Raw genomic sequence first — 24,108 nt, 5'->3', positions numbered from 1 at the left:
GCCGGGTGCCCGACGCCCCAGACTACCGCCGACGACCGAGCGGCTCAGGCCACCGACACCCCGCCGGCGACCGGCGACGTGTGGCTGACACCGAGCCCGTCGAGCGCCTTCTGGAAGATCTTGAGCCCGGTCATGCCCGGCAGGTTCGAGATGTTCGAGTCGAGCTTCTCGGCGGCCTTCCGGCCTTCCTCGCCGCTCATCAGCTGGCCGAACACGAAGCGGACGTCGTCGATCTCCATGATCGACGAGCCGACCGGGGCCCAGACCTTCTGCAGCAGGAAGCGGGTCAGCTTCTGCGCCTTCTTGCTCTTGAGCAGCCGCTCGCGGGCCTGCGACACGTAGAAGGCCACGTGGCGCGACTCCTGGCGGGCGATGCGGACGAGCAGCTCGGCGAGCACAGGGTCCTTCTCGAGGGCGGCCATGCGCTTGTAGGCGGCAACGGCCGAGTACTCGTTGGCGGCGCCCCACGACATGTGGACGGCGACGAAGTCCGAGCCGACGAACTTGCCGAGCAGGCCCTGCTTGACCGGGTCGAGCTTGTCGCGCCAGCCGAGCTTGAGGCGGTTCGCGCGCAGCTGGTCGTAGTCGACCTTGACGCCGTGCACCTCGAGGATGGCGGCGAGGGCCTCGCCGTGCCAGAACTCCTCGCGGTTCCACATCGTCATGAAGGTCGAGACGTCGCCCTCCTTGTGCGAGGGCGTCGTCAGCAGGTCACGGGTGTAGCACACGGTGTGGTACTCGACGTCGGCCATGTAGCGCAGGGTGCGGAGCGAGTCCGCGCTGAGCGGGTTCTCCTTGAAGTGGTCGAGGTCGAGGTCGTCCCACGTGATCCGCTCGCTGGTCGCGGCGAACTTGTCGATGTCGAATGCCATGTGGTGTCGGGAGGCGCGGGTCGTCAGACCTGCCCTCCGTCTCCTTTCCGTGTGGTGCTGCCGCCGGTCGTCGCTGTGACCGCGCCCCGGGCCCTGGCCCAGTCGCGGATGCTCCATCTTCTTCGGAGCGCCTCGCGGGCGAGATTGGAGTCGGGGTTGACGGCGGACGGGTTGCCGAGCAGCTCCAACCAGGCGAGGTCGGCGTGGGAGTCACCGTACCCGTACGACCCCGTGAGGTCGATCTCGTTCTCCCGTGCCCACTGCGTCAGCCACGCAGCGCGGGCTTCGTCCACCAAAGGCGGCTGGGCGAGGTACCCGGTGAGCACCCCGTCGCGCTCGTGCATGGTGCTGCCGACGACCTCGTCGAACAGGTCGGCGATCGGCCCGGCGAGGGTCGCGATGGAGCCCGTGACCAGCACGGTCCGGTGACCGGCGGCACGGTGCTCCGCGATGCGGGCGAGCGCCTCGGGCAGGGTGTGGCGGCGCACGGCGTCGGCGTAGCCGCCGGAGCGCACCACTCCGCGGAGGCGCGAGACGGGCATGCCGCTGTACCGCCTCAGGAAGCTGCGGATGAACTCGCCGCGGTCGCGCGACTCCGCCCGGAGGTAGGCCGGCAGGCCGGTCAGCAGCGACGCGACCTCGCCCGGCCAGGCCGCCTTGCGGAACCCGTTCGAGCGCACCCAGAGGTACTGCTCGACGATGTTCGAGTCGAGCACCGTCCCCTCGAGGTCGAACACGGCGACCACGTCGGTGCGGGGCGGCAGCGGCCGGGTGTCGACGACGGCGCCGACCGCGGCGGGGCGCACCGAGAAGGCGCGCGTCATGGCCGTGATCGACGGGAAGTGCACGGTCTGGAAGTACTCCTCCCAGTCGATGTCGGTGACGTCGAAGCCGACGTCGGCGGGGGAGCCCTCGGGCAGCCCGGCGTGCAGCGCCCGGGTGCGGCGGTCGTCGAAGATGATCTCGGACTGCACGTAGTGGCGGTAGAGGTCGGTCAGGCTCTGCAGCGACTCGAGGTCGGCCCGCCGGGTCTGCACGTCGCTCAGCGCGGTGCGCGTGCGCTGGTTCGAGGGCAGGTGCGTGAGCACGCGCTCGCGCCAGTCGTTCGTCCGCTGCTTGAAGCGGATGGCGCCCTCGACCTTGCGCACGCCGGGGAAGTCCCAGTGCGGCACCGGGATGGTCGTGTGCTCGTCGCGCGGCAGCGGGTTCGCCGTGAAGAACGCGTTGAGGTTCTCGAACATGCGGAGGATGGGGAACGGGTTCGCGTTGCCCGACGCCACGTGGAAGTACTGCGCCTCGGGGCCCGCCGGAGTCGCGGTGCGCGTCGCCGGCACCGGCGCGGCCGCGTCGTCGATCACCGGGCGCGCCGGGGGGTTCGCCGCGACCGCGAGGATGACGTTCACCACGAAGTCGACGGGCACGATGTCGAGCACGCTGTCGGGCACCCCGGGGAACTCCGGCAGGAGCCCACGGGCGTACGACATGATCAGCGGGTCGGCGACCTTGAAGCCGTCGATCCAGCCCGGGTACGGGTGGCGGAGCGCGCTCTCGACGATGGCGGGGCGGACGACCGACAGGCGGTGGCCGTCGGCAGCCCACAGCTCTTCGGCGGCGCGCTCGGCGAAGGCCTTGGTGAGCGTGTAGACGTCCGTCCAGCCGAGGGTCTCGGCCCGGGTGCGGCCGTAGTCGACGAGACGGGCGGCGACCCAGGCGACCCGCGCCTCCTCGGCGGCCGTCGCGACGGCCTGGGGCCCGGTCTTGCCGTGGCGGGCACGGCCCTCGGCGAGGAACCGGCGGAGGGTCTCGGGCTGCCGCGACGCGGCCTCGACGCGGGCGCGCGCGTCGCGGGCGGCGGCGTGCTCGGCGCGCCAGTCGACGGCGTGCGTGAGCGCCGCCTCGGGGAAGACGCCCTTGCGGATGCCGCCGACGTACGCGGTCGACACGTGCACGACGTGCGGGTCTCCGCCCGCGCGGCGCAGGGCCTCGTACAGGCCGACGGCCCCGCCGACGTTGGTGTCGAAGGCCTGGTCGATGGGCGGGTCGAACGAGACGGTCGACGCGCTGTGGATGACGACGTCGAGGTCGGCGGGCAGGTCGGGCAGCGAGCCGAGGCTGCTCTCGACGACGCGGAGCCGCTCGGTGAGCGCGCGCTCGACCTCCTCGGCGCCGACGCGCTCGCGCCAGCTCGCGAACACCGGCTTCTTGAGCAGGTGCCGCAGCCGACCGAGGGCCGGCGTGCCGGCCTTGGGCCGGATCAGCAGGGTGACCGTCGTGTCGGGGTGGGTCGAGAGCAGGCGCTCGAGGATCGCCTGGCCGACGAATCCGGTGCCGCCCGTGAGCAGCACGTGCGCCGAGCCGAGGCTGGCGACGGTGGAGCCCGGCGTGGCGGAGGGGAGGGGTGCGGTCATGCGGTGAGCTTTCGGGTCACGGTGGAGCCGACGCGGGCGTCGAGCCCCGGCAGGGCGGCGACGCGGTCGCCGACCGAGTCGGCGCGGAGGTGGCCCTCGGCCCCGCCCCAGACGACCGTGTCGAAGAAGGTGCGCTCGGAGTCGGCGCGCTCGATCGCGCCGATCGGCCAGACGGCCTTCGCGAGGGAGGCGCGGGTCTGCTTCACGGCACGCGCCGAGTCGGCGAGGCGCCAGTGGGCCTCGAGGTCGAAGAACCGCTCGTGGCGGCGCTTGATCGCCCGGACGCGGTCGAGGACGGCGCTCAGCGCCGGGCTCGCGGCGCGGAGCTCGAGCACGTCGTAGGCCTCGCCCAGCACCCACTCGTCGACGAGCCCGGTGGTCATGTGCTCGGCGACGATCGGCACGCCCTTGTTGATCGCCTCGAGGGCGCGGGTGATCGGGCCGCGGCGCTCGGCGGCCTCGGAGGCGGCGTGGCGGCGCGGGCCCTCCTCGTCGTCACGGAGGCGCGGGCGGCCGTGCGCCTCGAGCACGGCGTCGAGGGCGTCGGCCAGCCAGAACTTCTCGAAGGCCCACGTGACGAGGAAGGCGGTGACGCGGGCGTCCTTGTGCGTCGCGGTGACGAGGAGGTTGCGGAGGTGCTCCATCGTGGCGGCCTCGAGCCGGCCGAGGTGGCGCAGCAGGCGCAGCTCGTCGTCGCCGAGCGGGGAGGCCTCGAAGGGCGTCAGGTCGAGCTCGGGGCGGAGGGTGCCCTGGGCGGTCAGGGTGAACTCGCGCATGTCGAACTCGGTGGTGTCGTAGGGGTCACCGTCGATCGTCATGACCAGTGATCCTCTCGTGACGCGTTCGTGCGGGCGGGCGGGGCACGATGCACGCTGCGAGCCCTCAAGACCGTATCGTAAGCGGCATGGCAACAGCGCTCGTCACCGGGGGCACGTCCGGCATCGGAGCCGAATTCGCCCGCCAACTCGCCGCACGTGGCTGGGACCTCGTCCTGGTCGCGCGTGACGCGACCCGACTCGACGACACGGCCGCCGCGCTCCGCGCGACGGGCCGCCGGGTCGAGGTCCTCTCCGCCGACCTCGGCGACCGCTCGGACGTCGACCGGGTCGCGGCCCGGTTGGCCGACGAGGCCTCCCCGGTCGAGCTGCTCGTCAACAACGCCGGCTTCGGCGTGCACACGCCGCTGACGTCGGAGGACGTCGCGACGCACGACGCGGCGTTCGAGGTGATGGTCCGCAGCGTGCTGGTGCTGTCCGGGTCCGCGGCACGCGCCATGCGCCTCCGGGGCCGCGGCCGCATCGTCAACGTGTCGAGCACCGCCGGCTTCATGACCATGGGCGGCTACTCGGCCATCAAGGCGTGGGTGACCTCGTTCAGCGAGAGCCTGTCGGTCGAGCTGGCGGGCACGGGCGTCGGCGTCACGGTGCTGCTGCCGGGCTGGGTGAAGACGGAGTTCCATCAGCGCGCCGGCATCCGGTCGTCGAGCATCCCGAACGCATTGTGGCTCGGCGCCGAACCACTGGTCGCCGCGTGCCTGCGCGACGTCGATGACAACAAGGTGGTCTCCATGCCCACGGTTCGGTACAGGGTGCTGTTCTGGTTGGTGCGGCACGCTCCGCGCAGCGTCGTCCGCCGCGTCTCGGGCGCCATCTCGTCGAGCCGTCGGAAGCCCGCGGAGTCGTGAGCGACCCCAGCCGGCCCGGCCACCCGCGGCGCGAGGCCGTCGCCCGCGCCGCGACCGACGTCACCGACCGCTTCAGCTCGCGCGGCCGGGCGATGGCCCGGTACGTCGCCCAGCGCGTCGTCCTCAAGCCGACGATCTGGTCGATCACGAGCGTCACCGTCATCGACCGCGACCGCCTCAAGGGCGTCGAGGGCGGCTTCATCGTGGTGGCGAACCACTCGAGCCACCTCGACGCGCCCCTCATCCTCGGCGCGCTGCCGCGCCGGCTCGCCCGCTACCTCGCCACCGGGGCCGCGGCCGACTACTTCTTCGACGTGCCGTGGCGCCGCCAGCTGACCGAGCTGTTCTTCAACGCCTTCCCCGTGCAGCGCGGCTCCTCGACCGCGACGCCCGCGGGCACACCCGGCTCGGCGACTCCCCAGGCCCCCGCGGCCGTCGCCGCGGCGGCGGCCGCGGCCGCCGCGCACCCGTCGACCGGCGCGACGCCGGCGCAGTCCGCCGCCCGCCGCAAGGCCGCTGCGAAGTCGGCCGCCCGCAAGCGCGCCGGCCAGCCCACGGTCAGCGCCCGGTCGCTGCTCGAGCGCGGCTACCCCGTGCTGGTCTTCCCCGAGGGCACGCGCTCGAAGGACGGCTCGGTCGCCGCGTTCAAGCCCGGTGCCGCCGCGCTGTCGGCGGCGTGCGACGTGCCGATCATCCCCCTCGCCCTGATCGGGGCGCACATCGCCCACCCCCGCGGGTCGGCCTGGCCGAGGCCCGGCCGGCTGCCCGTCGGCGTGGCCTTCGGCGACCCGATGCGGCCCGAGCCCGGCGAGACGCCGGTGCAGTTCTCGGCCCGCCTGCGCGACGAGATCCTGCGTCTGAAGGACGCGAACACCGCCCGTATCCTGGGTCCCGAGACCCCGTCCGAAGGAGCACGACCGTGACCGACGTCCAGAGCAAGCCGGAGACCGAGGTGCGCGACCACGGCGTCGCGCACATGAAGTGGTGGGGCTGGGGCGTCGAGGGCGTCGCCTTCCACCACGACGACAAGCCGGGCTTCGCCCCGTTCGTCAAGAAGATCGTCGGCGTCGAGCTGTCGCAGGGCCAGCACGACACGGGCCTCGACTTCTCGCAGCTCACCGTCCCGGCCTCGCGCGCCTCCTCCGAGGTCGTCGACTCGCTCGTGCAGATCGTGGGCACCGAGCACGTCGACCAGGGCGACCACGACCGCGTCGTCCACACGTACGGCAAGAGCATCCGCGACCTGATCCGCATCCGTGCGGGCGTCCTCGACCGGGTGCCCGACGTCGTCGTCTACCCGGCCGACGAGGCCGAGGTGCAGCAGATCGTCGACCTCGCCGTCGCGAGCGACGTCGTGCTCATCCCCTTCGGCGGCGGCAGCAACATCGTCGGCAGCCTCGAGCCGATGCCCACGGAGGAGCGCACCGTCGTCTCGCTCGACATGGGCCGCCTCTCGAAGGTGCTCCACGTGGACGAAGACAGCGGTCTCGCCCGCATCCAGGCCGGCGGCCAGGGCCCCGACCTGGAGGAGCAGCTCAACGCCCGCGGCTGGACCCTCGGCCACTTCCCCGACAGCTTCACGCACTCGACGATGGGGGGCTGGGTCGCGACCCGCTCCTCCGGCATGCAGAGCGACAAGTACGGCGACATCGCCGACATCACCAAGGGGCTGCGCGTCGTCCGCCCCGGGGGCGTGCTCGTCATCCGGGCCGTGCCCAGCGCCTCCACCGGGCCGTCGCTCCGCGAGATGATCATCGGCTCGGAGGGGCGCCTCGGCGTCATCACCGAGGTCACCGCGCAGGTGCACCGCCTGCCCGAGAAGCGCGAGATCCTCGCCTACCTCTTCCCGTCGTGGCACGACGGCCTCGCGGCGATGCAGGCCATCGCCGAGAGCGACGCCCACCCGTCGGTGACGCGCGTCAGCGACGCCCACGAGACCGCGTTCTCGTTCGCGACCTCGAAGGAGAGCAAGGGCATCTCGAAGGTCGTCAACGACGCCCTCCCGAAGGTGCTGAAGGCCAAGGGCTGGGACGTCGAGGCGATGTGCCTGTCGTTCATCGGCTACGAGGGCAGCCCCGAGCACGTCGCCCAGACGCAGAAGGCCGTCGCCAAGATCGTCAAGGCGAACCGCGGCATGAGCGTCGGCAAGGGGCCGGGCAAGCTCTACGACCAGAAGAAGTTCGACACGCCCTACCTGCGCGACTTCTTCATGGACCACGGAGGCGCGGCCGACGTCAGCGAGACCGCCGCACCGTGGTCGAAGCTGCGCGACGTCTCCGCCCGCGTCTACGCCGCGGCGAACCAGGCGTTCGACCAGATCGGCGTGCAGGGCTGGATCATGGGCCACCTGTCGCACTCGTACCACTCGGGGGCGTGCCTCTACTTCACCTTCGCCTTCGAGCACGGCGCCGACGCCGAGGCCGAGTACGACGTCGTGAAGCACGCGATCCAGCAGGCGTTCATCGACACCGGCGCGACCGTGTCGCACCACCACGGCGTCGGCCTCGAGCACGCCCCGTGGCTCGAGCAGGACGTCTCGACGCAGGGCATCCAGGTGATGCAGGGGCTGTTCGACTCGGCCGACCCGGGCCGCGTCTTCAACCCGGGCAAGATCACCGGCGCGTAGCGACCGGGCAGGAGGCGCGGGTGGGCCCTCGGGGCGACCCGCGCCTCCTGCGCGTCCTGCACCTCCGGTCACCGGGAACACGGTCGACCTAGGATGTGTTGATCGCAGGTACCGCTCGCACCCGGCGGGCCCTCACGGAAGAGACGCGCATGACCGGAATCCACGGCGACATCACCTCGGCCTTCGGCGACACCCCCCTCGTGCGGCTCAACGCGCTCGCCGTGCCCGGCGGCGCGGAGGTCGTCGTCAAGCTCGAGTTCTACAACCCCGGCGGCAGCGTCAAGGACCGCCTCGGCGTCGCCATCGTCGACGCGGCCGAGGCGAGCGGCGAGCTCAGGCCCGGCGGCACGATCGTGGAGGGCTCGAGCGGCAACACCGGCATCGCCCTCGCGCTCGTCGGCGCCGCCCGCGGCTACCGCGTCGTCGTCACGATGCCCGAGACGATGAGCGTCGAGCGCCGCACGATCATCGCCGCCTACGGCGCCGAGGTCGTGCTCACCCCCGGCAGCGAGGGAATGCGCGGCGCCGTCGAGCGCGCGAAGCAGATCGTCGACGAGACCGAGGGCGCCGTCTGGGCTCGGCAGTTCGAGACCGAGGCCAACGCGGAGATCCACCGCCGGACGACCGCCCCCGAGATCCTGCGCGACACGGACGGGAAGATCGACTTCTTCGTCGCCGGCGTCGGCACGGGCGGGACGATCACCGGCGTCGGCCAGGTGCTGCACGAGCAGGTGCCCGGCGTGAAGGTCGTGGCCGTCGAGCCCGCCGACTCGCCGCTGCTCAGCGAGGGCAAGGCCGGCCCGCACAAGATCCAGGGCATCGGCGCCAACTTCGTGCCGGAGCTGCTCGACCGGTCGCAGATCGACGAGGTGTTCCCCGTCCAGCTCGACGACGCCCTGCGGGTCGCCCGCGACCTCGCCGCGAAGGAGGGCATCCTCTCCGGCATCTCGTCGGGAGCGATCGTCCACGCCGCGCTCGAGATCGCCGCCCGGCCCGAGAACGCCGGCAAGCGCATCGTGGCCATCGTCTGCGACACGGGCGAGCGCTACCTGTCGACGGTCCTCTTCCAGGGCCTCGCGGGCGCCGGCGCGTAGCGTGCGGGCCGTCGCCCGCCTGGCGGAGGACGTCGCGGCCGTGCGCCGGCGCGACCCCGCCGCCCGGGGGCGTGTCGAGACGGCCCTGGTCTACCCGGGGCTGCACGCCGTGTGGCTGCACCGCGTGGCGAGCCGCCTGTGGCGGGCCGAGGGCCTGACCCGCCGGCTCGGCGGGCGCGTCGTCGCGCGGCTCGTGGCGCACGTCGCCCGGTCCGTGACGGGGGTGGAGATCCACCCCGGGGCCCGCCTGGGGCGCCGCTTGTTCATCGACCACGGGATGGGCACGGTCGTCGGCGAGACGGCGGTCGTCGGCGACGACTGCACGCTCTTCCACGGCGTGACGCTCGGCGGCAAGGGCGGGCGGGGCGCAGGGGCACGTCGCCACCCCACGCTCGAGGACGGCGTGACCGTGGGCGCCGGCGCCTCGGTGATCGGTGGGGTCGTGGTCGGGGCGCGGAGCGTCGTGGGCGCGGGCGCCGTCGTCACGAAGGACGTGCCGGCGGACTCGGTCGCGACCGGGGTGCCCGCCGTGAGCCGGCCGCGCGGCGCCTGAGCGGCGGCGCCTGAGCGGCGGCGCCTGAGGCTCGGCGCCTGAGGCGAGTCGCGACGCCGCGCCCGCGCGCCCGCTCTGCTCGGCGTGCCCGGGGCCGCCCCGCTCTGCGTCGACGGTTCAGGAGTCACCGGCTCGCCGGGCCCTCCGCGCACCCGTCGTGCCGGGCGCTCCTGAACCGTCGACGCCGCGCGTCCGCCCGAGCCGCAGAGGCCCGCGGCCGGCGGGCGGCGGTGCCAGCCGTGCACGGGTCGACGTGCGTCGACGGGCGTCGACGGTTCAGGAGGCGGCGGCGGCCCGTGCGCCTCGCGGGCGCCTCGCGCCGGCCGCTCCTGAACCGTCGACGCGCCCCGTCAGCGCCGCGGCTCCCACCGGAACGACCGCATCGCCGCGACGCCCCCCACCACGGCCCACCCCACGCTCGGCAGCAGCAGCCACGGCAGCAGCCCGAGGTCGCCGCCGTCCCAGGCGAGGGTGACGAGCTCCATCAGCCCGCCGCCCGGCAGCAGCCGCTTGACGGCGACCAGGTCGTCCGCGCCCGTCAGCTGGAACCAGAACCCCACCCCGAGCGTCAGCAGGAAGAAGGGCATCGTCGTGTACTGGGCGTGCTCCGGCGACGTGGTGACGCCGGCCGTGGCCAGCGCGGCCCCGACGAACATCGCCTCCGCGATCAGCACGGCCACGACGAGCAGCCCCGCGTGCACCGGCGGGCTCTGCACCCCGAGCACCCCCAGCACGACGACGAGCTGCGCCAGGCTCACCGCGACCACGGGCAGCACGAGCCCGGCGAGCAGCCCGCGGTCCGACACCGACCCGCCGCGCAGCCGCTTGAGGCACAGCGTCTGCCGTCGGGCGGCGAGCGTCGTCGTCACGGTGACGTAGACGCCCATGCCGACCATGCCGAGGATCTGCACGCCGGCGAGCACGCCCGCGCTGTCGGCCCCGTCGAGCACGAGCAGCAGGGCTCCGAAGGCGAGCGGCACGAGCACGGCGCAGGCGGCGACCGTGCGGTTGCGCACCATCATGCGCAGCTCGGCGACGCCGATCGCGAGCACGGCGTTCACGGGCCGCCCGGTCGTCGGGCGGGGAGGGGCGGTGGCGGTCGAGGTGGTCACGAGAGGTCCTTCCGGTGGGGTGTGCAGGAGGCGCGGGTCGGCCCGAGCGGGCCGCTCACGCGTGGCTCAGCGAGCGGAACACGTCGTCGAGCCCCGACTCGTGCGCGCTGAGGCGCTCGAGCTCGTGCCCGGCGTCGGACGCCCAGGCGAGCAGGGCGGCGACGTCGCGCTGCGGGTCGGCGGTCTCGACGACGACCAGCCCGTTCTCGGCGCGGGCGACGGGCAGCGGCAGGTCGTCGAGCGGCCCCGGGGCGACGAAGCGCACGGTCGTGGTCGACCCGGCGGTGAGGTCGGCGACGGTGCCCTCGCGGCGGAGCGTGCCCCGGTGCATCAGGCCGATGCGGTCGGCGTGCTGCTGGGCCTCCTCGAGGTAGTGGGTGGTCAGGAGGAAGGTGACGCCCGCCTCCCTCAGCTCCGTCACGACGGCCCAGAGCCGGTCGCGGGCCTCCGGGTCGAGGCCGGTCGTGGGCTCGTCGAGGAAGACCAGCTCGGGCGTGCCCCAGATCGCCCCGGCGAAGTCGACGCGGCGCTTCTCGCCGCCCGACAGCTGGAGCACGCGGGCGTCGGCGCGGTGGTCGATGCCCACCCGGGCGAGCACGGCGTCGACGTCGTCGGCCCGGCCCGACACGGCGCCCGACAGGGCGACGCTCTCGCGCACGGTGAGCTCGCCGGCCAGGCCGGAGTCCTGCAGCATCAGGCCGACGCGGGGCCGGGTGCGGGCGCGGTCGGCGGGGTCGCCGCCGAGCACCTCGACGCGGCCCGTGGTGGGGCGCCGGTGCCCCTCGAGCACCTCGAGCGTGGTCGTCTTGCCGGCGCCGTTCGTGCCGAGCAGGGCGTACAGCTCGCCGCGGCGCACGGTGAGGTCGAGGTCGGAGACGGCGACGTGCCCGTCGTAGGAGCAGCCCAGGCCGGAGGCGCGGATCACGTCGTCCGTCGCCGGCGGGGCCGGTCGTGTGGTGTCGGTCATGACCACGACGATCCCCGCTGCGGGCGTCGGCGCCCAGTGTCGCCGGGGCACGAGTCGCCGTGACACTTGTCACGTCGAGTCGTGACGGGAGGCGGGTCCGGCCCGCGGGGGCGGCCGTTACCGTGGAGGGATGGACCTCCCGGGCGTGACCGCCGACCGACCTGCCGAGCCCGTCGGGCCCGCCGTGCGGCCGGGGCCCGCCGACCCGGCGCGCCCCGGTGACCGGACCACCGCCTCCCCCCTGGCCCGGATGCGGCGGTACACCACCCTCTCGTTCTCGGGCATGGTCGGCGTGCTGACCGGCGTGCTCGTGCTCGTGACGGCGACCGCCACGGGCTCGCTCGCGGCGGTCGCCGCCGCCCTGCTCGTCGGCGTGCTCGTCACCGTGCTGTCGCTGTCGTGGGAGCACGGCCCGCCCCGGTCGCTGGCCATCGTCGCCCTCGTGCTCGCGGAGGCCGCCTGGTGCGTCTCGCTCGCCCTCGGCACGAGCTCGTGGGGAGCGCTGCCCGTCGCCGTCGCCGTGGCCGTCGTCGCCACGACGCCCCGGTCGGGGGCGCCGCGGGGGAGCGCACCGCGCGGCTGGCCCTGGCTCGTGGGGGGCGTGCTGGCCGTGGCCGCGCCCCCCGTCATGGCCGGGGCCCTGGGCGAGCTGCCCGCCGCCGCGGTGGCGCCGGTGACGACGAGCGCGGTCGTGTTCGTCGTGGCCGCGTGGAGCGCCTACCGCCTCAACCGCTACCAGTTCGCGCTGTACCTCGAGATCGACGCGGCGCGCGCGACGGAGGCCGAGCTCGCCGTGCTGCGCGAGCGCTACCGGTTCTCGACCGACCTGCACGACATCCAGGGCCAGGCCCTGCACGTCGGCCGGCTGCAGCTGCAGCTCGCCGACAAGACGCTCGACCGCGACGTCGAAGCCGCCCGGGGGCACCTGAGGGAGGCCGAGCAGCTGATCGCCCAGACGATCGCCGAGACGCGGCGGCTGGCCTACGGCGAGCGGACGGTGACCCTCGCGGGCGAGGTGGCCAACTCCGCCGAGCTCATCCGGGCCGCGGGCATCGAGCTGCGGGTCGACGGCGCCGTGCCCGCGGCCCAGCCGCTGGACGACCTGCTCGGGCTGGTCGTGCGCGAGGCGACGACGAACCTGCTGCGGCACGCGCAGGCCGAGCACGTGGTGATCGAGCTGGCTCCCGGTGCGGTCTCGGTGGTCAACGACGGCGCCGCGCCGAGCGGCCGGGGCCTCAGCGGCCTGGCCCGGCTCGGCGACCGCTTCGCCGCGGCCGGGGGAGTGCTCGAGACGTCGCAGCACGGCGGCACGTTCCGCACCGCGGCGCGGGTCGCGCCGTGATCCGCGTGGTCCTCGCCGACGACGAGACGCTGCTGCGCACCGCGCTCGCCGCGCTGCTCGACCTGAGCGACGAGATCGAGGTCGTCGCCCAGGCCCAGGACGGCCTCGAGGCGGTCGCCCTGGTCGAGCGGCACCGGCCCGACGTGGTGCTGCTCGACCTCGAGATGCCCGGGCTCGACGGCGTCGACGCGGCCACCCGCATCCTCGCCGCGCGCCCCGACCAGGCCGTCGTGCTGCTCACCCGCCACGGCCGGCCGGGGGTGCTGAAGCGGGCGCTGTCGGCGGGGGTGCGGGGGTTCCTGCTCAAGTCGGTCGACCCCGACGAGCTGGTGCGCGTCGTGGTGCACGTGCACGGCGGCCGCCGCTGGATCGACGCCGACATCTCGGCCGCGGCCATGATGGACGACTGCCCGCTGACCGCGCGCGAGCTCGACGCGCTGCGCCTCACCGCCGAGGGGTGGTCGGTGCGCGAGATCAGCACGCGACTCCACCTGGCCTCCGGCACGGTCCGCAACTACCTGTCGTCGGCGATGTCGAAGACGGGCAGCAGCTCGCGGCACGCGGCCGCCCGGGTCGCCCGCGAGCGCAGCTGGCTCTAGGGAGTCGCGGCGGGCGCCCCGGCGCGCGGCCGGTCGGCCACCGTGGTCAGCGCTGCGAGCCCTCGACGTCGGCGTGGCCGACGCGCTCGCCGGCGGTGGCCATGTGCGCCCGCATCGCCTCGAGGGCGGCGTCGGGGTCACGGCGCGAGATCGCCTCGAAGACGGCGAGGTGCTCGCGGTAGGCGACCTCGGCCTGGCTGCGCTCGCTGAGGCCGCGCTCGACCCAGAGGCGCAGCAGCGAGCGGGTGCTCTGCAGCAGGTCGCGCAGCACGACGTTGTCGGCGCTCACCGCGATCTGGAGGTGGAACCGCAGGTCGGCCTGGAGGAACGCGTCGAGGTCGTCGAGGCTGTCGCGCATCGTGTCGACGAACCCGCGGAGCGCCTCGACCGCCTCGTCGTCGACGCGCTGGGCGGCGTAGGTCGCGGCCTGGATCTCGAGCCCGCTGCGCACCTCGATCAGCTCGCGGGTGCGCGCGGCGTTGAGCATCATGCCCCAGCTGAGGGTGGTCGGCAGCAGCTCGGACGTGGTGTCGCGCAGGTACGTGCCCGAGCCCGGCCGGACCGAGACGATGCCGAGGATCTCGAGCGCCGCGAGGGCCTCGCGCACCGCCGATCGCCCGACGCCGAGCTGCTCGGCCAGCTGACGCTCCGGGGGGAGGCGCGACCCTGGGACGAGATCGCCGACGGTCAGCAGCGCGATCAGCTGCTTCACGACCTCGCCGACGGCGGTGCCCTTCGGCACGAGCTCGAGCTCGAGCCGGAGGCTCGTGGGGTCGTCGTCGGGGTAGGCAGGCACGGCCCCGAGCTTACTGAGCGGCCCGGGGCGGCTGCTGGCGACCCTCGCGCGGGTGCCCCTCGGGCGCCCCTCGGGTGCACCGACTGGTCAACCGGTTGACAAGTCGGCCGTGACGGGGGCAGCATGGACACCACGCCGCCGGGCCCACGGTCGGCCCGAACGATGACGTTGAGCACGAAGGAGTCGATGTGGACACCACCGCCCGAGCGACGGAGGCCATGAGCCCCGTCGAGAAGTCCGCGATCAGGAAGGTCGCGATCCGGCTGGTGCCGTTCGTCGCGTTGATGTTCTTCATCAACTACCTCGACCGCACCGCGATCGGCTTCGCCGCCCCGAACGGCATGGAGAGCGACCTCGCCCTGTCGGCCGCTCAGTTCGGCTTCGCGTCGGGCGTCTTCTTCATCGGCTACATCCTGCTCGAGGTGCCCTCGAACCTCGCCCTGCACAAGTTCGGCGCCCGCAAGTGGCTCGCCCGGATCATGGTCACCTGGGGCGTCGTGGCGCTGCTCTTCACCTGGGTGCAGAACTTCGAGCAGCTCGTCGTGCTGCGCTTCCTGCTCGGCGTCATGGAGGCCGGCTTCTTCCCCGGCGCCATCCTCTTCCTCAGCCTCTGGGTGCCCGCGCGGCACCGCAGCAAGATCCTCGCCCTGTTCTACCTGGCGCAGCCCCTGACCACCGTGATCGGGGCCCCGCTCGCCGGCTGGCTGATCAGCCACGACGGCGCGTTCTTCGGCCTCGAGGGCTGGCGCTTCATGTTCCTCGGCGTCTCGGTGCCGGCGATCGTGATCGGCGTCGTGGCGTGGTTCTACCTCAAGGACAAGCCCGCCGACGCGAAGTGGCTCACCCGGGAGGAGCAGGTCTGGCTGACCGGCGCCCTGCAGAAGGAGGCGGCGACCAAGACCGGCTCGACCGCCGGCGGGAAGCACCCCAGCATGTGGAAGGTCTTCGGCAACGGCCGGGTCTGGATGCTGAGCTTCATCTACTTCGGCTTCGTCTACGGGCTCTACGCGCTCGCCTTCTTCCTGCCGACGATCATCGGCGGCTTCCAGGAGCAGTACGGCACCGACTTCAGCATCACCGAGCGCGGCTTCATCACGGCCATCCCGTACGTGCCCGCCGCGATCGCGCTGTACTTCTGGTCACGAGACGCCACGAAGCGCGGCCTCCGCACCTGGCACATCGCCCTGCCGGCGCTGGTCGGGGCGGTGAGCATCCCGCTCGCGCTGTTCGCCGGCTCGCCCGCCGCCACCATCGCGGTGATCGCGGTCACGGCCATGGCCATCTTCGCGGCGCTGCCCAACTTCTGGACCCTGCCCACGCAGTTCCTCACCGGCGTCGCGGCCGCCGCGGGCATCGCCCTGATCAACACGATCGGCAACCTCGCGGGCTTCAGCGCCCCGTACATCACCGGGGCGGTCACCGACTGGACGGGCAACTACGAGGTGCCCATGTTCATCGTCGGCGGCTTCATGCTCCTGTCGGCCGTGCTGATGGTCGTGCTGAGCCGGATGAAGAAGCCCGAGGGCGCCGCGACGCCCGAGGAGGCCCGCGACCTGGCCGCCACGGCCGGCCTCGACTGAGGCCCGGTCGCTGCCGCCGGCCGCTGCCGACGGCTGCTGCACCCGGCTGCTGCCCGCTGCTGCACCCGGCCGCTGCCGCCGGCCCGGCGCGGCCCCTCGACCGCACGGGCCCGGGCGTCCCCCCTCCCCGGGCCCGTGCGCCCCACCCCGCCACTTCGCCGACCGCGCCGCCGCGGCCGCTCGACCACCGCCTCCCTGGAGTTCCCATGACCCGCCTCTACAACGACCCGAGCGACTTCGCCGACGAGATGACCGACGGCTTCGTCGCGGCGAACCAGCGCTGGGTGCGCCGCGTGCACGGCGGCGTCGTCCGCGCCACGCGGTCGACGCCCGGCACCGTCGCGCTGGTCGTCGGCGGCGGCTCGGGCCACTACCCCGCCTTCGGCGGCCTGGTCGGCCAGGGCCTCGCCCACGGCGCCGCCCTCGGCAACCTCTTCGCCTCGCCCTCGTGGCAGCAGGTGCGCTCCGTGGCCCGCTCCGCCCACACCGGCGGGGGAGTGCTGCTGAGCTACGGCAACTACGCGGGCGACGTGCTCAACTTCGACGCGGCGCAGGCGAAGCTCGTCGCCGAGGGCATCGAGACCCGCACGGTGCGCGTCACCGACGACATCGCCAGCGCCCCCGCGGCGGAGGCCCACAAGCGCCGCGGCATCGCCGGCGACCTGACCGTCTTCAAGGTCGCCGCCGCCGCGGCCGAGGCGGGCTGGTCGCTCGACGAGGTCGTCCGCGTCGCCGAGGCGGCCAACGCCCGCACCCGGAGCGTCGGCGTCGCCTTCACCGGCTGCTCGCTGCCGGGCGCTGACGAGCCCCTGTTCACCGTGCCCGAGGGGCGCATGGCGGTCGGCATGGGCATCCACGGCGAGCCCGGCATCGGCGAGGTCGACGTGCCGACCGCCGACGGCCTGGCCGCCCTGCTCGTCGAGTCGCTGCTGGCCGACGCCGAGCGGCCCGAGGGCGTCGAGGAGGCGCGGGGCCAGCGGGTCGCCGTGCTCCTGAACGGCCTCGGCTCGGTCAAGTACGAAGAGCTGTTCGTCGTCTACGCGAAGGTCGACGCGCTGCTGCGCGAGGCCGGGGTCGAGATCGTCGAGCCGGAGGTCGGCGAGCTCGTCACGAGCTTCGACATGGCCGGCGCGTCGCTCACGCTGTTCTGGCTCGACGACGAGCTGGAGTCGCTCTGGGCGGCGCCCGCCGACGCCCCGGCGTACAAGAAGGGCTCCGTCGACGTCGCGGCGCGCGCCGACGACGCGGAGCTCGAGGCGCTCGTCGCCGCGCCCGTGCCGCCCGCGACGGCCGCGTCGCGCGAGGCGGCCGAGCTCGTGCTCGCCGCCCTCGAGGCGGTCCAGGCCACCGTCGAGCAGCACGCCGACGAGCTCGGCCGGATCGACGCGGTGGCCGGCGACGGCGACCACGGCATCGGGATGCTCCGCGGCGTGGGCGCCGCGGTCGCTGCGGCCCGCGAGGCACTGCAGGCCGGGGCCGGCGCGGGCACCGTCCTCGACCGGGCCGGGGACGCCTGGTCCGACAGGGCCGGCGGCACCTCCGGCGCCCTGTGGGGCTCCGCGCTGGCGAGCCTCGGCGCGGCCGTCGGCGACGACGATGCTCCGACGCGCACCTCCGTCGTGGCCGGCGTCGGCGGAGCGACCGAGGCGATCCTCGAGTTCGGCGCCGTCGTCGGCGACAAGACCATGGTCGACGTGCTCGTGCCCTTCGACGAGGCCCTCCGTACCGAGGTCGAGCGGGGCGCCGACCTCGCGACCGCCTGGGCCCGGGCCTCCGGCGTCGCCCTCGCCGCCGCCGCCGCGACGGCCGACCTGCTGCCGCGCATGGGCCGCGCCCGCCCGCACGCCGAGAAGAGCCTCGGCACCCCCGACGCCGGCGCGACCTCGCTCGCGCTGATCACGGAGGCCGTCGGCCTCGTCGTCGCGAGCCGACAGCGGGCCTGACCTGCGCCTCCTGCACGCCCCTTCCCCGCACCACCCCACGAAAGGCACCACCATGGCTGACCAGCTGCGCATCGTCGTCGGATCGGACGACGCCGGGTTCGACTACAAGGAGGTCCTCAAGGCGGACCTCGCGGCGAACGACGGCGTCGCCAGCGTGGTCGACGTCGGCGTCGGCTCCGACGGGCACACCGCCTACCCCCACGTCGCCGTCGACGCCGCCCGCATGGTGGCGTCGGGCGAGGCCGACCGCGCGATCCTGATCTGCGGCACGGGGCTCGGGGTCGCCATCGCCGCGAACAAGGTGCCCGGCGTCCGCGCCGTCACCGCCCACGACTCGTTCTCGGTCGAGCGGGCCGTCCTCTCGAACGACGCGCAGGTGCTGTGCATGGGCCAGCGGGTCGTCGGCGTCGAGCTGATGCGCCGCCTGGCACGCGAGTACCTGACCTACCGCTTCGACACGACGAGCGCCTCGGCCGACAAGGTCGCGGCGATCTGCGGCTACGACGGCTCGGCCGAGCCCGTCGGGATCGACGCGCGGTCGTGACGGCCGCCTCACCGGCCTTCACGATCGGGGTCAGCCTCAAGACGTACCTCAGCCACGCGCGCACCGTCGCGTGGGCGACCGAGCTGGCCGAGGTCGCCCGGCGCCACCCCGCGGTGCGCGACGGGGTCGTCGAGCTGTTCGTCGCGCCCACCTTCCCGTCGCTCGTCCCCGTGCGCGACGTGCTCGCCGGCACCGGCGTGCGCCTCGCCGCGCAGGACCTCTCGGCCACCAGCCCGGGGGCGTTCACCGGCGAGGTCAGCGCGGACGAGCTCGCCGAGATCGGCTGCTCGATCGCCGAGGTCGGGCACGCCGAGCGGCGCGCGCTCTTCCACGAGGACGACGCGGTCGTCGCGGCCAAGACGGCCGCCGCGCTGCGGAACGGCCTCACGCCGCTGATCTGCGTCGGCGAGGACGACCGGGCGCCGGCCGCCGTCGCCGCGCGCGAGGTGAAGCGGCAGGTCGACGCGGCGCTGGCCGCCGTCGAGGACTCAGGACGCGTCGTCGTCGCGTACGAGCCGGTGTGGGCGATCGGTGCGGAGTCTCCTGCGTCGTCGACGCACATCGCCGCCGTGGTCGCCGCGCTCGAGGCTCACCTCGCCGCGCTGCCCGGGCACGCCGACAGCCGCGTCATCTACGGCGGCAGCGCCGGGCCCGGCCTGCTCACCGAGCTCGGGGGGCAGGTGCGCGGCCTCTTCCTCGGGCGTCGCGCGCACGACGTGTCCGCCGTCGAGGGCGTCCTCGACGAGGCGCTGGCGCTGGCGGCGGTCTCGCCGGTGGCGACGGTCGCGGCGGCCGCGGAGGTCGCCTCGTGATCGGCCTGAGCACCTACGCCTACTTCTGGCGCGGCAGCGAGCACGTGCCCGCGCCGATGAGCCTCGCCGACATGCTGCGCGACACCGCGGCGCAGGGCGTCCGGCTCTTCCAGATCTGCGACCACGCCCCGCTGGCCGCGTACGACGACGAGCAGCTCGCCGCCCTGCGGGCGCTCGCCGACGAGCTCGGGCTCACGCTCCAGCTCGGCACCCGGGGCACCGACCCGGCCGTGCTGCGGAGCTGGCTGCGCCTCGCGGTCGCGCTCCGCGCCTCCCTCGTCCGCACGATGTGGACGGCCGGCGACGACCGTCCCGACGCCGTCGAGACGGAGCGTCGCCTGCGGGCCGTGCTGCCCGAGTACGAGGAGGCGGGGGTCACACTCGGCCTCGAGACCTACGAGCAGGTCGGATCCGCCGAGCTCGTGGCGGTCGTGCAGGCCGTCGGCAGCCCGCGGCTCGGCATCGTGCTCGACCCCGCGAACACCGTCGCGGCCCTCGAGCACCCCGCCGACGTGACGGCGCGGTGCCTGCCCTTCGTCGTCAACTGGCACGTCAAGGACTTCGCCTTCTCGCGGCAGGACGGCTGGGTAGGGTTCGCCCTCACCAGCACGCCCCTCGGCGAGGGGCGGCTCGACCACGCCGGCATCCGGGCGGCGCTCGACGAGCGCGACGGCGGCACGTCCGGCGTCGACGAGGTCGTCGAGCACTGGCTGCCCTGGCAGGGCGACCCCGAGACCACCACCCGGCTCGAAGCCGAGTGGACCACCCACACCATCTCTCAGCTGAGGAGCAAGAACCATGACTGACACCCTCGACACCACCGCCCCCGAGAGCACCGTCACCCACGCCGACGGCCAGGGCTCGTCCGACGTCGTCGTCGCCGTCATCGGCGCCGGCGGCAAGATGGGCCAGCGCGTCTCGAACAACCTGGCCAAGAGCTCCTACACCGCCCTCTACAGCGAGGCGTCGCCCGCCGGCGTCGAGCTGATCGAGTCGCTCGGCCGCACCGTCACGCCGACCGACGTCGCCGTGGCCGACGCCGACGTGGTCATCCTCGCCGTGCCCGACGTCGTGCTCGGGAAGGTCTCCGAGCAGGTCGTGCCCGCGATGAAGTCGGGCGCGGTCATCCTCACCCTCGACCCCGCCGCCGCCTACGCCGGCCTGCTGGCCGACCGCGACGACATCCACTACGCCGTCGCGCACCCGTGCCACCCGTCGGTGTTCCTCGAGCGCACCACGAAGGAGGAGTGGGCCGACACGTTCGGCGGCGTGGCCGCCCCGCAGGAGGTCATCGCGGCCCTCGAGGGCGTCGACGAGGGCTCGCCCGTGCGGGAGCTGGCCACGCAGGTCATCTCGACGATCTACGCCCCCGTCATCGCGGTGCACTACGTGACCGTGAAGCAGCTCGCCGTCCTCGAGCCCACGCTCGTCGAGACGATCGCGTGCATGGTCGGCGCGTTCCTCAAGGAGGCGCTGGAGGAGACCGTCGACGGCGTCGGAGTGCCCTACGAGGCGGCCCGCGCCATGCTCTACGGCCACACCTGGATCGCACTGACCAACGGCCTCCGCGGCTCGAACCCCTTCAGCGACGCCTGCCACATCGCCATGGACTACGGCCGCGAGTCGATCGTCAAGGACGACTGGAAGAAGATCTTCGACGACAGCGAGCTCGACTCCGTCATCGCGCGCATGCTGAAGATCGACGCCGTGCAGCGCTGAGGGCGACCTGCGCCACGCTCGTGAGCGGGGCGTGGAGGAGGCGGTGGCGGCGTCGGCGACGCGGCCACCGCCTCCTGTCGTGCGTGCCGGGCACCCCGTCGCCGGGTGCCCCGCGGCGGGTCGGCTCGGGTCAGCTCGGCATGGTCGGGGCGGCCTGCTCGTCGTCGAGGGCCTCCTCGCCGGCCTCCTCGTCGGCCGCGGCCTGCGGGTCGGTGCCGGTCTCGCCCTGCCGCTCGCGGAGGACGTCGTCCTTCGCCGCGTCGCCCTCGCCGGCGTGGTCGTGCTCGACCTGCTCGGCCAGGCCACGGGTCTTCTCGGCGTCGGTGGCTTCGTCGGCACCGTCCATGATGGGTCGGGTCATCTTCTCGTCGCTCATGGTCGGAGGGTACCTCCCGACGCCGTGCGGGCGGGGGCCCGCGTCCAGGCAGCGTCGGCGGGGCCGGTCGCACCCGGCCGCGGAGCCGTGCGGGCCCGCGCCGATCGGCCTACCGTCGCCCGCATGATCAGGGAACTCTGGCTCCTCCGGCACGGCGAGAGCATCGCCAACGTCGCCGCCACCGCCGCCGAGCAGGCCGGCTCCGAGACCATCGACGTCGAGCAGCGCGACGCCGACGTGCCCCTCAGCGAGCGCGGCGTCGAGCAGGCCCGGGCGCTCGCGGGCTGGCTCGGCGAGCACGGGCTCGACGCCTCGACGGTGGGCGCCGCCTCCCCGGGCGGCGTCGCGGGCTCGTCCGTCACGTCGTTCTGGTGCTCGCCCTACCTCCGGGCCCGGCAGACCATCGGCACCGCGCTCGACGAGGCCGGGCTCGCCCCGGTGGTGCGGGTCGACGAGCGCCTCCGCGACCGCGAGCTCGGCGTGCTCGACCTGCTCACCCGGCGCGGCGTCGCGGCCCGGCACCCCGACGAGGAGGCGCGGCGCGAGCGGCTGGGCAAGTTCTACCACCGGCCTCCCGGCGGCGAGTCGTGGGCGGACGTCGCCCTGCGGGTCCGGTCGCTGCTGCGCGACCTCGACGAGCTGCCCGGCGACCGGGTCGTCGTGACCGCCCACGACGCCGTCGTCATGCTCTTCCTCTACGTCTGCACCGGCCTGAGCGAGGCCGACCTGCTCGAGTTCGCCCGGTCGAACACCGTCACCAACGCCTCCGTCACGCGGCTGTCCCGCACCGACGGCGACGCGTGGTGGACCCTCGACGCCTTCGCCGACGTCGCCCACCTCGACCGCGGCGACGCCCCGGTCACGACCCACGGAGGAGACCGTGACGTCCAGCCCCGATGAGATCGTCGTCACCCCCGATCTGCTGCGCGGCTGGGAGCTCCCGTCCGCCGGCGCCGGCAAGTACTCGCGCGGCCAGGTCGTCGTGGTCGGCGGAGCGGCGCGGACCCCCGGCGCGGCCATGCTCGGCGCCTGGGCCGCGCTCCGGGTCGGGGCGGGCCGCCTGACCCTCGCCGTCGCCGGGTCCGTCGCCCCGCACGTGGCCGTGGCCCTGCCGGAGGCGGGGGTCGTGCCCCTGGGGGAGACCGACGGCGGCCACGTGGTCGGCTCGTCGCTCGCCCAGGCCTCGAGCGACCTGGAGGGCGCCGACGCCGTGCTGGCCGGGTCGGGGCTCGACGACGCGGACGAGGCGGAGGCCCTGGTGCGACTCCTGCCCGACCTCGTCGGCGACGACGCCGTCGTCGTGCTCGACGCCTTCGCGCTGGGGGTGCTGCCCCGGTGCGGCGACGCGGTCCACCCGCTGCGCGGGCGCCTCGTGCTGACGCCGAACCCGAGCGAGGCCGGCCGGCTGCTCGAGCGCGACGTCGACGACCTGCCGAGCGACCTGCTCGAGATCGCCCGGCGCTGGGGCGCCGTGGTGGCGTGCCAGAGCTTCGTCGCCTCCGACGACGGGCGGCTGTGGCGGTCGGGCGCGGGGCACCCGGGGCTCGGCACGTCGGGCAGCGGCGACGTGCTGGCCGGAGCGGTCGCGGGGCTCGCGGCGCGCGGGGCGACCCCGGCACAGGCGGCGGTCTGGGCGACCCACGCCCACGCGACGGCGGGCGACCGGCTGTCGGTGGGTGTCGGGCCGATGGGGTTCCTCGCGAGCGAGCTGCTCGACGAGCTGCCGCGCGTGCTGGTGGAGGTGGGGGCGTAGCCGGCGCTCGCGTGGGCGGCGGCGTCGGCGTCGGTGGCGGTAGCGTCTAGGCGTCGACGCGCGGGCGCGTCTCGGCGGCGACGGACGTCGCGGGAGCAGCCTCCGCCCGTCCGGACTCCTCACGGGTCGGGGTCGACGACGGCTCGAACCGGTCCTTGAGGCGGAGCGCGGGCTGCTCGACGAAACGATGCGACAGCCAGGCGGTCGTCACGGCCGCGGCGATGACGGCCACGGTGCCGAGCGCACCGGGCACGACCGGCTCGATGAGGGCGATGAAGACGACGTGCCAGAGGTAGAGCGGGTACGACAGGGCCCGGCCGAACCAGGCGACCGGCCCGAGCGACAGCACCCGCGCCGGCAGGGTCGGGCGGCAGGCGAGACCGCCGATGAGGAGGGCCGAGGCCACCGCGACGCCGGGCAGCATCACCGTGAAGGTGGTGACCTGCTGCTGCCAGCCGCTGCCGATGACGGCCAACGAGCCGACGACGCCGACCAGGCCGGCCCAGGTCGCGACCGTGCCGAACCGGCCCTGGAACGCCGCACGGCCGCGGTCGGACCCCAGCACCAGCGCCAGGGCGCAGCCGAGCAGCAACGGGGCCACGTTCAGGACAGGACTGAAGTAGATGTCGGGGGTGGCGCCTCCGGCGGGGGCGTCGAAGAGGACGCCCGAGGCGACCACCGACGCGACCACGAGGGCCGCCAGCACGGCCACGGCGACGCGGCGGGCGCCCTTCAGCGCGAAGAGCAGCATGAGGAGCGGAGGCCAGACGAGGTAGAACTGCTCCTCCATCGAGAGGCTCCACATGGGGGAGAAGACGCCCTGCGACTCGCCGAGGAACGACCGGGCGACGTTGCCGGTGTAGGTGACCGCCACCAGGCCGGCGCCGAGGGCGCTCATCGTCGAGCCCTGGTAGTCGCCGATCAGCCACCAGAGCGCGAGGCCGACCACGACCACCGCGAGCAGGGTCGGGTAGAGGCGGAGGACGCGGCGCAGCCAGAACCGGCCGAGGCGGATGCGCCCGGTGCGGGCCCGCTCGCCGACCAACAGGGTCGTGATCAGGTAGCCGCTGAGCACGAAGAAGACGTTGACCCCGACGAAGCCGCTGCCGAAGCCGGGCACGTGCAGGTGGTAGAGCACCACGAAGGCGATCGCGACCGTCCGCAGACCGTCGAGCGGCAGGACGCGGTCACGGCGCGTCGATGTCGTCGGGGGAGCGAGGGGCATCGGACCAGTGTGGACCGGAAGGCTTGGGAACGCCCGGACGGGGCTCGGTGGGCCTAGCGGGCGCCGGGGCGTCGGGGCGCCGGCCGTTCTCGCGCCTCCCGCG

At 74.2% G+C, this 24,108-nt stretch carries 23 protein-coding genes; 15 read left to right on the top strand and 8 right to left on the bottom strand.

Going from position 1 to position 24,108, the window contains the following annotated elements; all coding sequences use genetic code 11:
• Positions 1 to 44 precede the first annotated feature (44 nt).
• Genes IFT45_RS10950 through IFT45_RS10940 form a run of 3 tightly spaced genes read right to left on the bottom strand, consistent with a single transcriptional unit; the run spans position 45 to position 4,098 of the window.
• Positions 45 to 872, bottom strand: a complete 828-nt coding sequence (locus IFT45_RS10950; RefSeq protein WP_056052621.1) for a hypothetical protein — start codon at positions 870 to 872, stop codon at positions 45 to 47.
• A gap of 23 nt (positions 873 to 895) precedes the next feature.
• The gene (locus IFT45_RS10945) at positions 896 to 3,280 is read right to left on the bottom strand and encodes an SDR family oxidoreductase (protein WP_192128146.1); all 2,385 of its coding nucleotides are present in this window, start codon (positions 3,278 to 3,280) and stop codon (positions 896 to 898) included.
• Positions 3,277 to 4,098: a hypothetical protein gene (locus IFT45_RS10940; RefSeq protein WP_056052626.1), complete on the bottom strand. Its 822-nt coding sequence runs from the start codon at positions 4,096 to 4,098 to the stop codon at positions 3,277 to 3,279. Before IFT45_RS10940 ends, IFT45_RS10945 begins: the two co-directional genes overlap by 4 nt.
• An 86-nt stretch (positions 4,099 to 4,184) precedes the next feature.
• On the opposite strand from IFT45_RS10940, the gene IFT45_RS10935 reads away from it, so the two are divergent.
• From IFT45_RS10935 to epsC, 5 genes are all read left to right on the top strand, one after another.
• Positions 4,185 to 4,964 carry an SDR family oxidoreductase gene (locus IFT45_RS10935; protein ID WP_192128144.1) on the top strand — a complete coding sequence of 260 codons (780 nt, stop codon included), beginning with the start codon at positions 4,185 to 4,187 and terminating at the stop codon, positions 4,962 to 4,964.
• The gene (locus IFT45_RS10930) at positions 4,961 to 5,887 is read left to right on the top strand and encodes a lysophospholipid acyltransferase family protein (protein WP_192128142.1); all 927 of its coding nucleotides are present in this window, start codon (positions 4,961 to 4,963) and stop codon (positions 5,885 to 5,887) included. The genes IFT45_RS10935 and IFT45_RS10930 overlap by 4 nt, the downstream gene beginning before the upstream one ends.
• Complete coding sequence (locus IFT45_RS10925) at positions 5,884 to 7,590, top strand: FAD-binding oxidoreductase (RefSeq protein ID WP_341777174.1); 1,707 nt, start codon at positions 5,884 to 5,886, stop codon at positions 7,588 to 7,590. The genes IFT45_RS10930 and IFT45_RS10925 overlap by 4 nt, the downstream gene beginning before the upstream one ends.
• Before the next feature lie 149 nt (positions 7,591 to 7,739).
• Positions 7,740 to 8,684, top strand: coding sequence for a cysteine synthase A (gene cysK / locus IFT45_RS10920; RefSeq protein WP_192128140.1), 945 nt, complete (start codon positions 7,740 to 7,742; stop codon positions 8,682 to 8,684).
• A gap of 1 nt (position 8,685) precedes the next feature.
• On the top strand, positions 8,686 to 9,237 hold the full coding sequence (gene epsC / locus IFT45_RS10915; RefSeq protein WP_192128138.1) for a serine O-acetyltransferase EpsC: 552 nt from the start codon (positions 8,686 to 8,688) through the stop codon (positions 9,235 to 9,237).
• Positions 9,238 to 9,587: 350 nt separating this feature from the next.
• Here the strand turns inward: epsC and IFT45_RS10910 are convergent, their stop codons facing one another.
• Together IFT45_RS10910 and IFT45_RS10905 are read right to left on the bottom strand one after the other, a co-directional pair.
• Positions 9,588 to 10,349 carry an ABC transporter permease gene (locus tag IFT45_RS10910; protein WP_192128136.1) on the bottom strand — a complete coding sequence of 254 codons (762 nt, stop codon included), beginning with the start codon at positions 10,347 to 10,349 and terminating at the stop codon, positions 9,588 to 9,590.
• A 55-nt stretch (positions 10,350 to 10,404) separates the two neighbouring features.
• Complete coding sequence (locus tag IFT45_RS10905) at positions 10,405 to 11,316, bottom strand: ABC transporter ATP-binding protein (RefSeq protein WP_192128134.1); 912 nt, start codon at positions 11,314 to 11,316, stop codon at positions 10,405 to 10,407.
• A 130-nt stretch (positions 11,317 to 11,446) separates the two neighbouring features.
• On the opposite strand from IFT45_RS10905, the gene IFT45_RS17855 reads away from it, so the two are divergent.
• Together IFT45_RS17855 and IFT45_RS10895 are read left to right on the top strand one after the other, a co-directional pair.
• Positions 11,447 to 12,658, top strand: a complete 1,212-nt coding sequence (locus IFT45_RS17855; RefSeq protein ID WP_192128132.1) for a histidine kinase — start codon at positions 11,447 to 11,449, stop codon at positions 12,656 to 12,658.
• The gene (locus IFT45_RS10895; RefSeq protein ID WP_056052641.1) at positions 12,655 to 13,257 is read left to right on the top strand and encodes a DNA-binding response regulator; all 603 of its coding nucleotides are present in this window, start codon (positions 12,655 to 12,657) and stop codon (positions 13,255 to 13,257) included. The genes IFT45_RS17855 and IFT45_RS10895 overlap by 4 nt, the downstream gene beginning before the upstream one ends.
• A gap of 46 nt (positions 13,258 to 13,303) precedes the next feature.
• Here the strand turns inward: IFT45_RS10895 and IFT45_RS10890 are convergent, their stop codons facing one another.
• Positions 13,304 to 14,053 (bottom strand): FadR/GntR family transcriptional regulator, encoded by a 750-nt coding sequence (locus IFT45_RS10890; RefSeq protein ID WP_056052644.1) that lies wholly within the window; start codon positions 14,051 to 14,053, stop codon positions 13,304 to 13,306.
• A 218-nt stretch (positions 14,054 to 14,271) separates the two neighbouring features.
• Here IFT45_RS10890 and IFT45_RS10885 point away from each other — a divergent pair, with 218 nt between their 5' ends.
• The 6 genes from IFT45_RS10885 to IFT45_RS10860 all read left to right on the top strand — a co-directional run bounded on the left by IFT45_RS10885 (position 14,272) and on the right by IFT45_RS10860 (position 20,651).
• Positions 14,272 to 15,633 (top strand): MFS transporter, encoded by a 1,362-nt coding sequence (locus tag IFT45_RS10885; RefSeq protein ID WP_056055583.1) that lies wholly within the window; start codon positions 14,272 to 14,274, stop codon positions 15,631 to 15,633.
• Between the two features lie 206 nt (positions 15,634 to 15,839).
• Positions 15,840 to 17,576: a dihydroxyacetone kinase family protein gene (locus IFT45_RS10880; RefSeq protein ID WP_192128130.1), complete on the top strand. Its 1,737-nt coding sequence runs from the start codon at positions 15,840 to 15,842 to the stop codon at positions 17,574 to 17,576.
• 52 nt (positions 17,577 to 17,628) lie between these two features.
• Positions 17,629 to 18,120 carry a ribose-5-phosphate isomerase gene (locus IFT45_RS10875; protein WP_056052650.1) on the top strand — a complete coding sequence of 164 codons (492 nt, stop codon included), beginning with the start codon at positions 17,629 to 17,631 and terminating at the stop codon, positions 18,118 to 18,120.
• Positions 18,117 to 18,932: a triose-phosphate isomerase gene (locus tag IFT45_RS10870; protein WP_192128128.1), complete on the top strand. Its 816-nt coding sequence runs from the start codon at positions 18,117 to 18,119 to the stop codon at positions 18,930 to 18,932. Before IFT45_RS10875 ends, IFT45_RS10870 begins: the two co-directional genes overlap by 4 nt.
• The gene (locus tag IFT45_RS10865) at positions 18,929 to 19,738 is read left to right on the top strand and encodes a sugar phosphate isomerase/epimerase family protein (protein WP_371810973.1); all 810 of its coding nucleotides are present in this window, start codon (positions 18,929 to 18,931) and stop codon (positions 19,736 to 19,738) included. Before IFT45_RS10870 ends, IFT45_RS10865 begins: the two co-directional genes overlap by 4 nt.
• A complete protein-coding gene (locus tag IFT45_RS10860) occupies positions 19,731 to 20,651 on the top strand; it encodes a phosphogluconate dehydrogenase C-terminal domain-containing protein (RefSeq protein WP_192128126.1) in 921 nt (306 codons plus the stop codon). The genes IFT45_RS10865 and IFT45_RS10860 overlap by 8 nt, the downstream gene beginning before the upstream one ends.
• A gap of 130 nt (positions 20,652 to 20,781) precedes the next feature.
• Here IFT45_RS10860 and IFT45_RS10855 read toward each other — a convergent pair whose 3' ends face one another.
• Complete coding sequence (locus IFT45_RS10855; RefSeq protein ID WP_056052658.1) at positions 20,782 to 21,027, bottom strand: hypothetical protein; 246 nt, start codon at positions 21,025 to 21,027, stop codon at positions 20,782 to 20,784.
• Between the two features lie 123 nt (positions 21,028 to 21,150).
• Between IFT45_RS10855 and IFT45_RS10850 the strand changes: the two genes are divergently transcribed.
• Positions 21,151 to 21,927 (top strand): histidine phosphatase family protein, encoded by a 777-nt coding sequence (locus IFT45_RS10850; RefSeq protein ID WP_192128124.1) that lies wholly within the window; start codon positions 21,151 to 21,153, stop codon positions 21,925 to 21,927.
• Positions 21,908 to 22,780: an NAD(P)H-hydrate dehydratase gene (locus IFT45_RS10845; protein WP_192128121.1), complete on the top strand. Its 873-nt coding sequence runs from the start codon at positions 21,908 to 21,910 to the stop codon at positions 22,778 to 22,780. The genes IFT45_RS10850 and IFT45_RS10845 overlap by 20 nt, the downstream gene beginning before the upstream one ends.
• A 46-nt stretch (positions 22,781 to 22,826) precedes the next feature.
• On the opposite strand, the gene IFT45_RS10840 is transcribed toward IFT45_RS10845, so the two are convergent.
• Positions 22,827 to 24,005 carry an acyltransferase gene (locus IFT45_RS10840; RefSeq protein ID WP_192128120.1) on the bottom strand — a complete coding sequence of 393 codons (1,179 nt, stop codon included), beginning with the start codon at positions 24,003 to 24,005 and terminating at the stop codon, positions 22,827 to 22,829.
• Positions 24,006 to 24,108 lie beyond the last annotated feature (103 nt).

Source organism: Frigoribacterium sp. CFBP 13707 (genome assembly GCF_014842245.1).
Classification (GTDB): domain Bacteria; phylum Actinomycetota; class Actinomycetes; order Actinomycetales; family Microbacteriaceae; genus Frigoribacterium; species Frigoribacterium endophyticum.
This window is presented reverse-complemented; position numbering and strand designations above follow the sequence as displayed.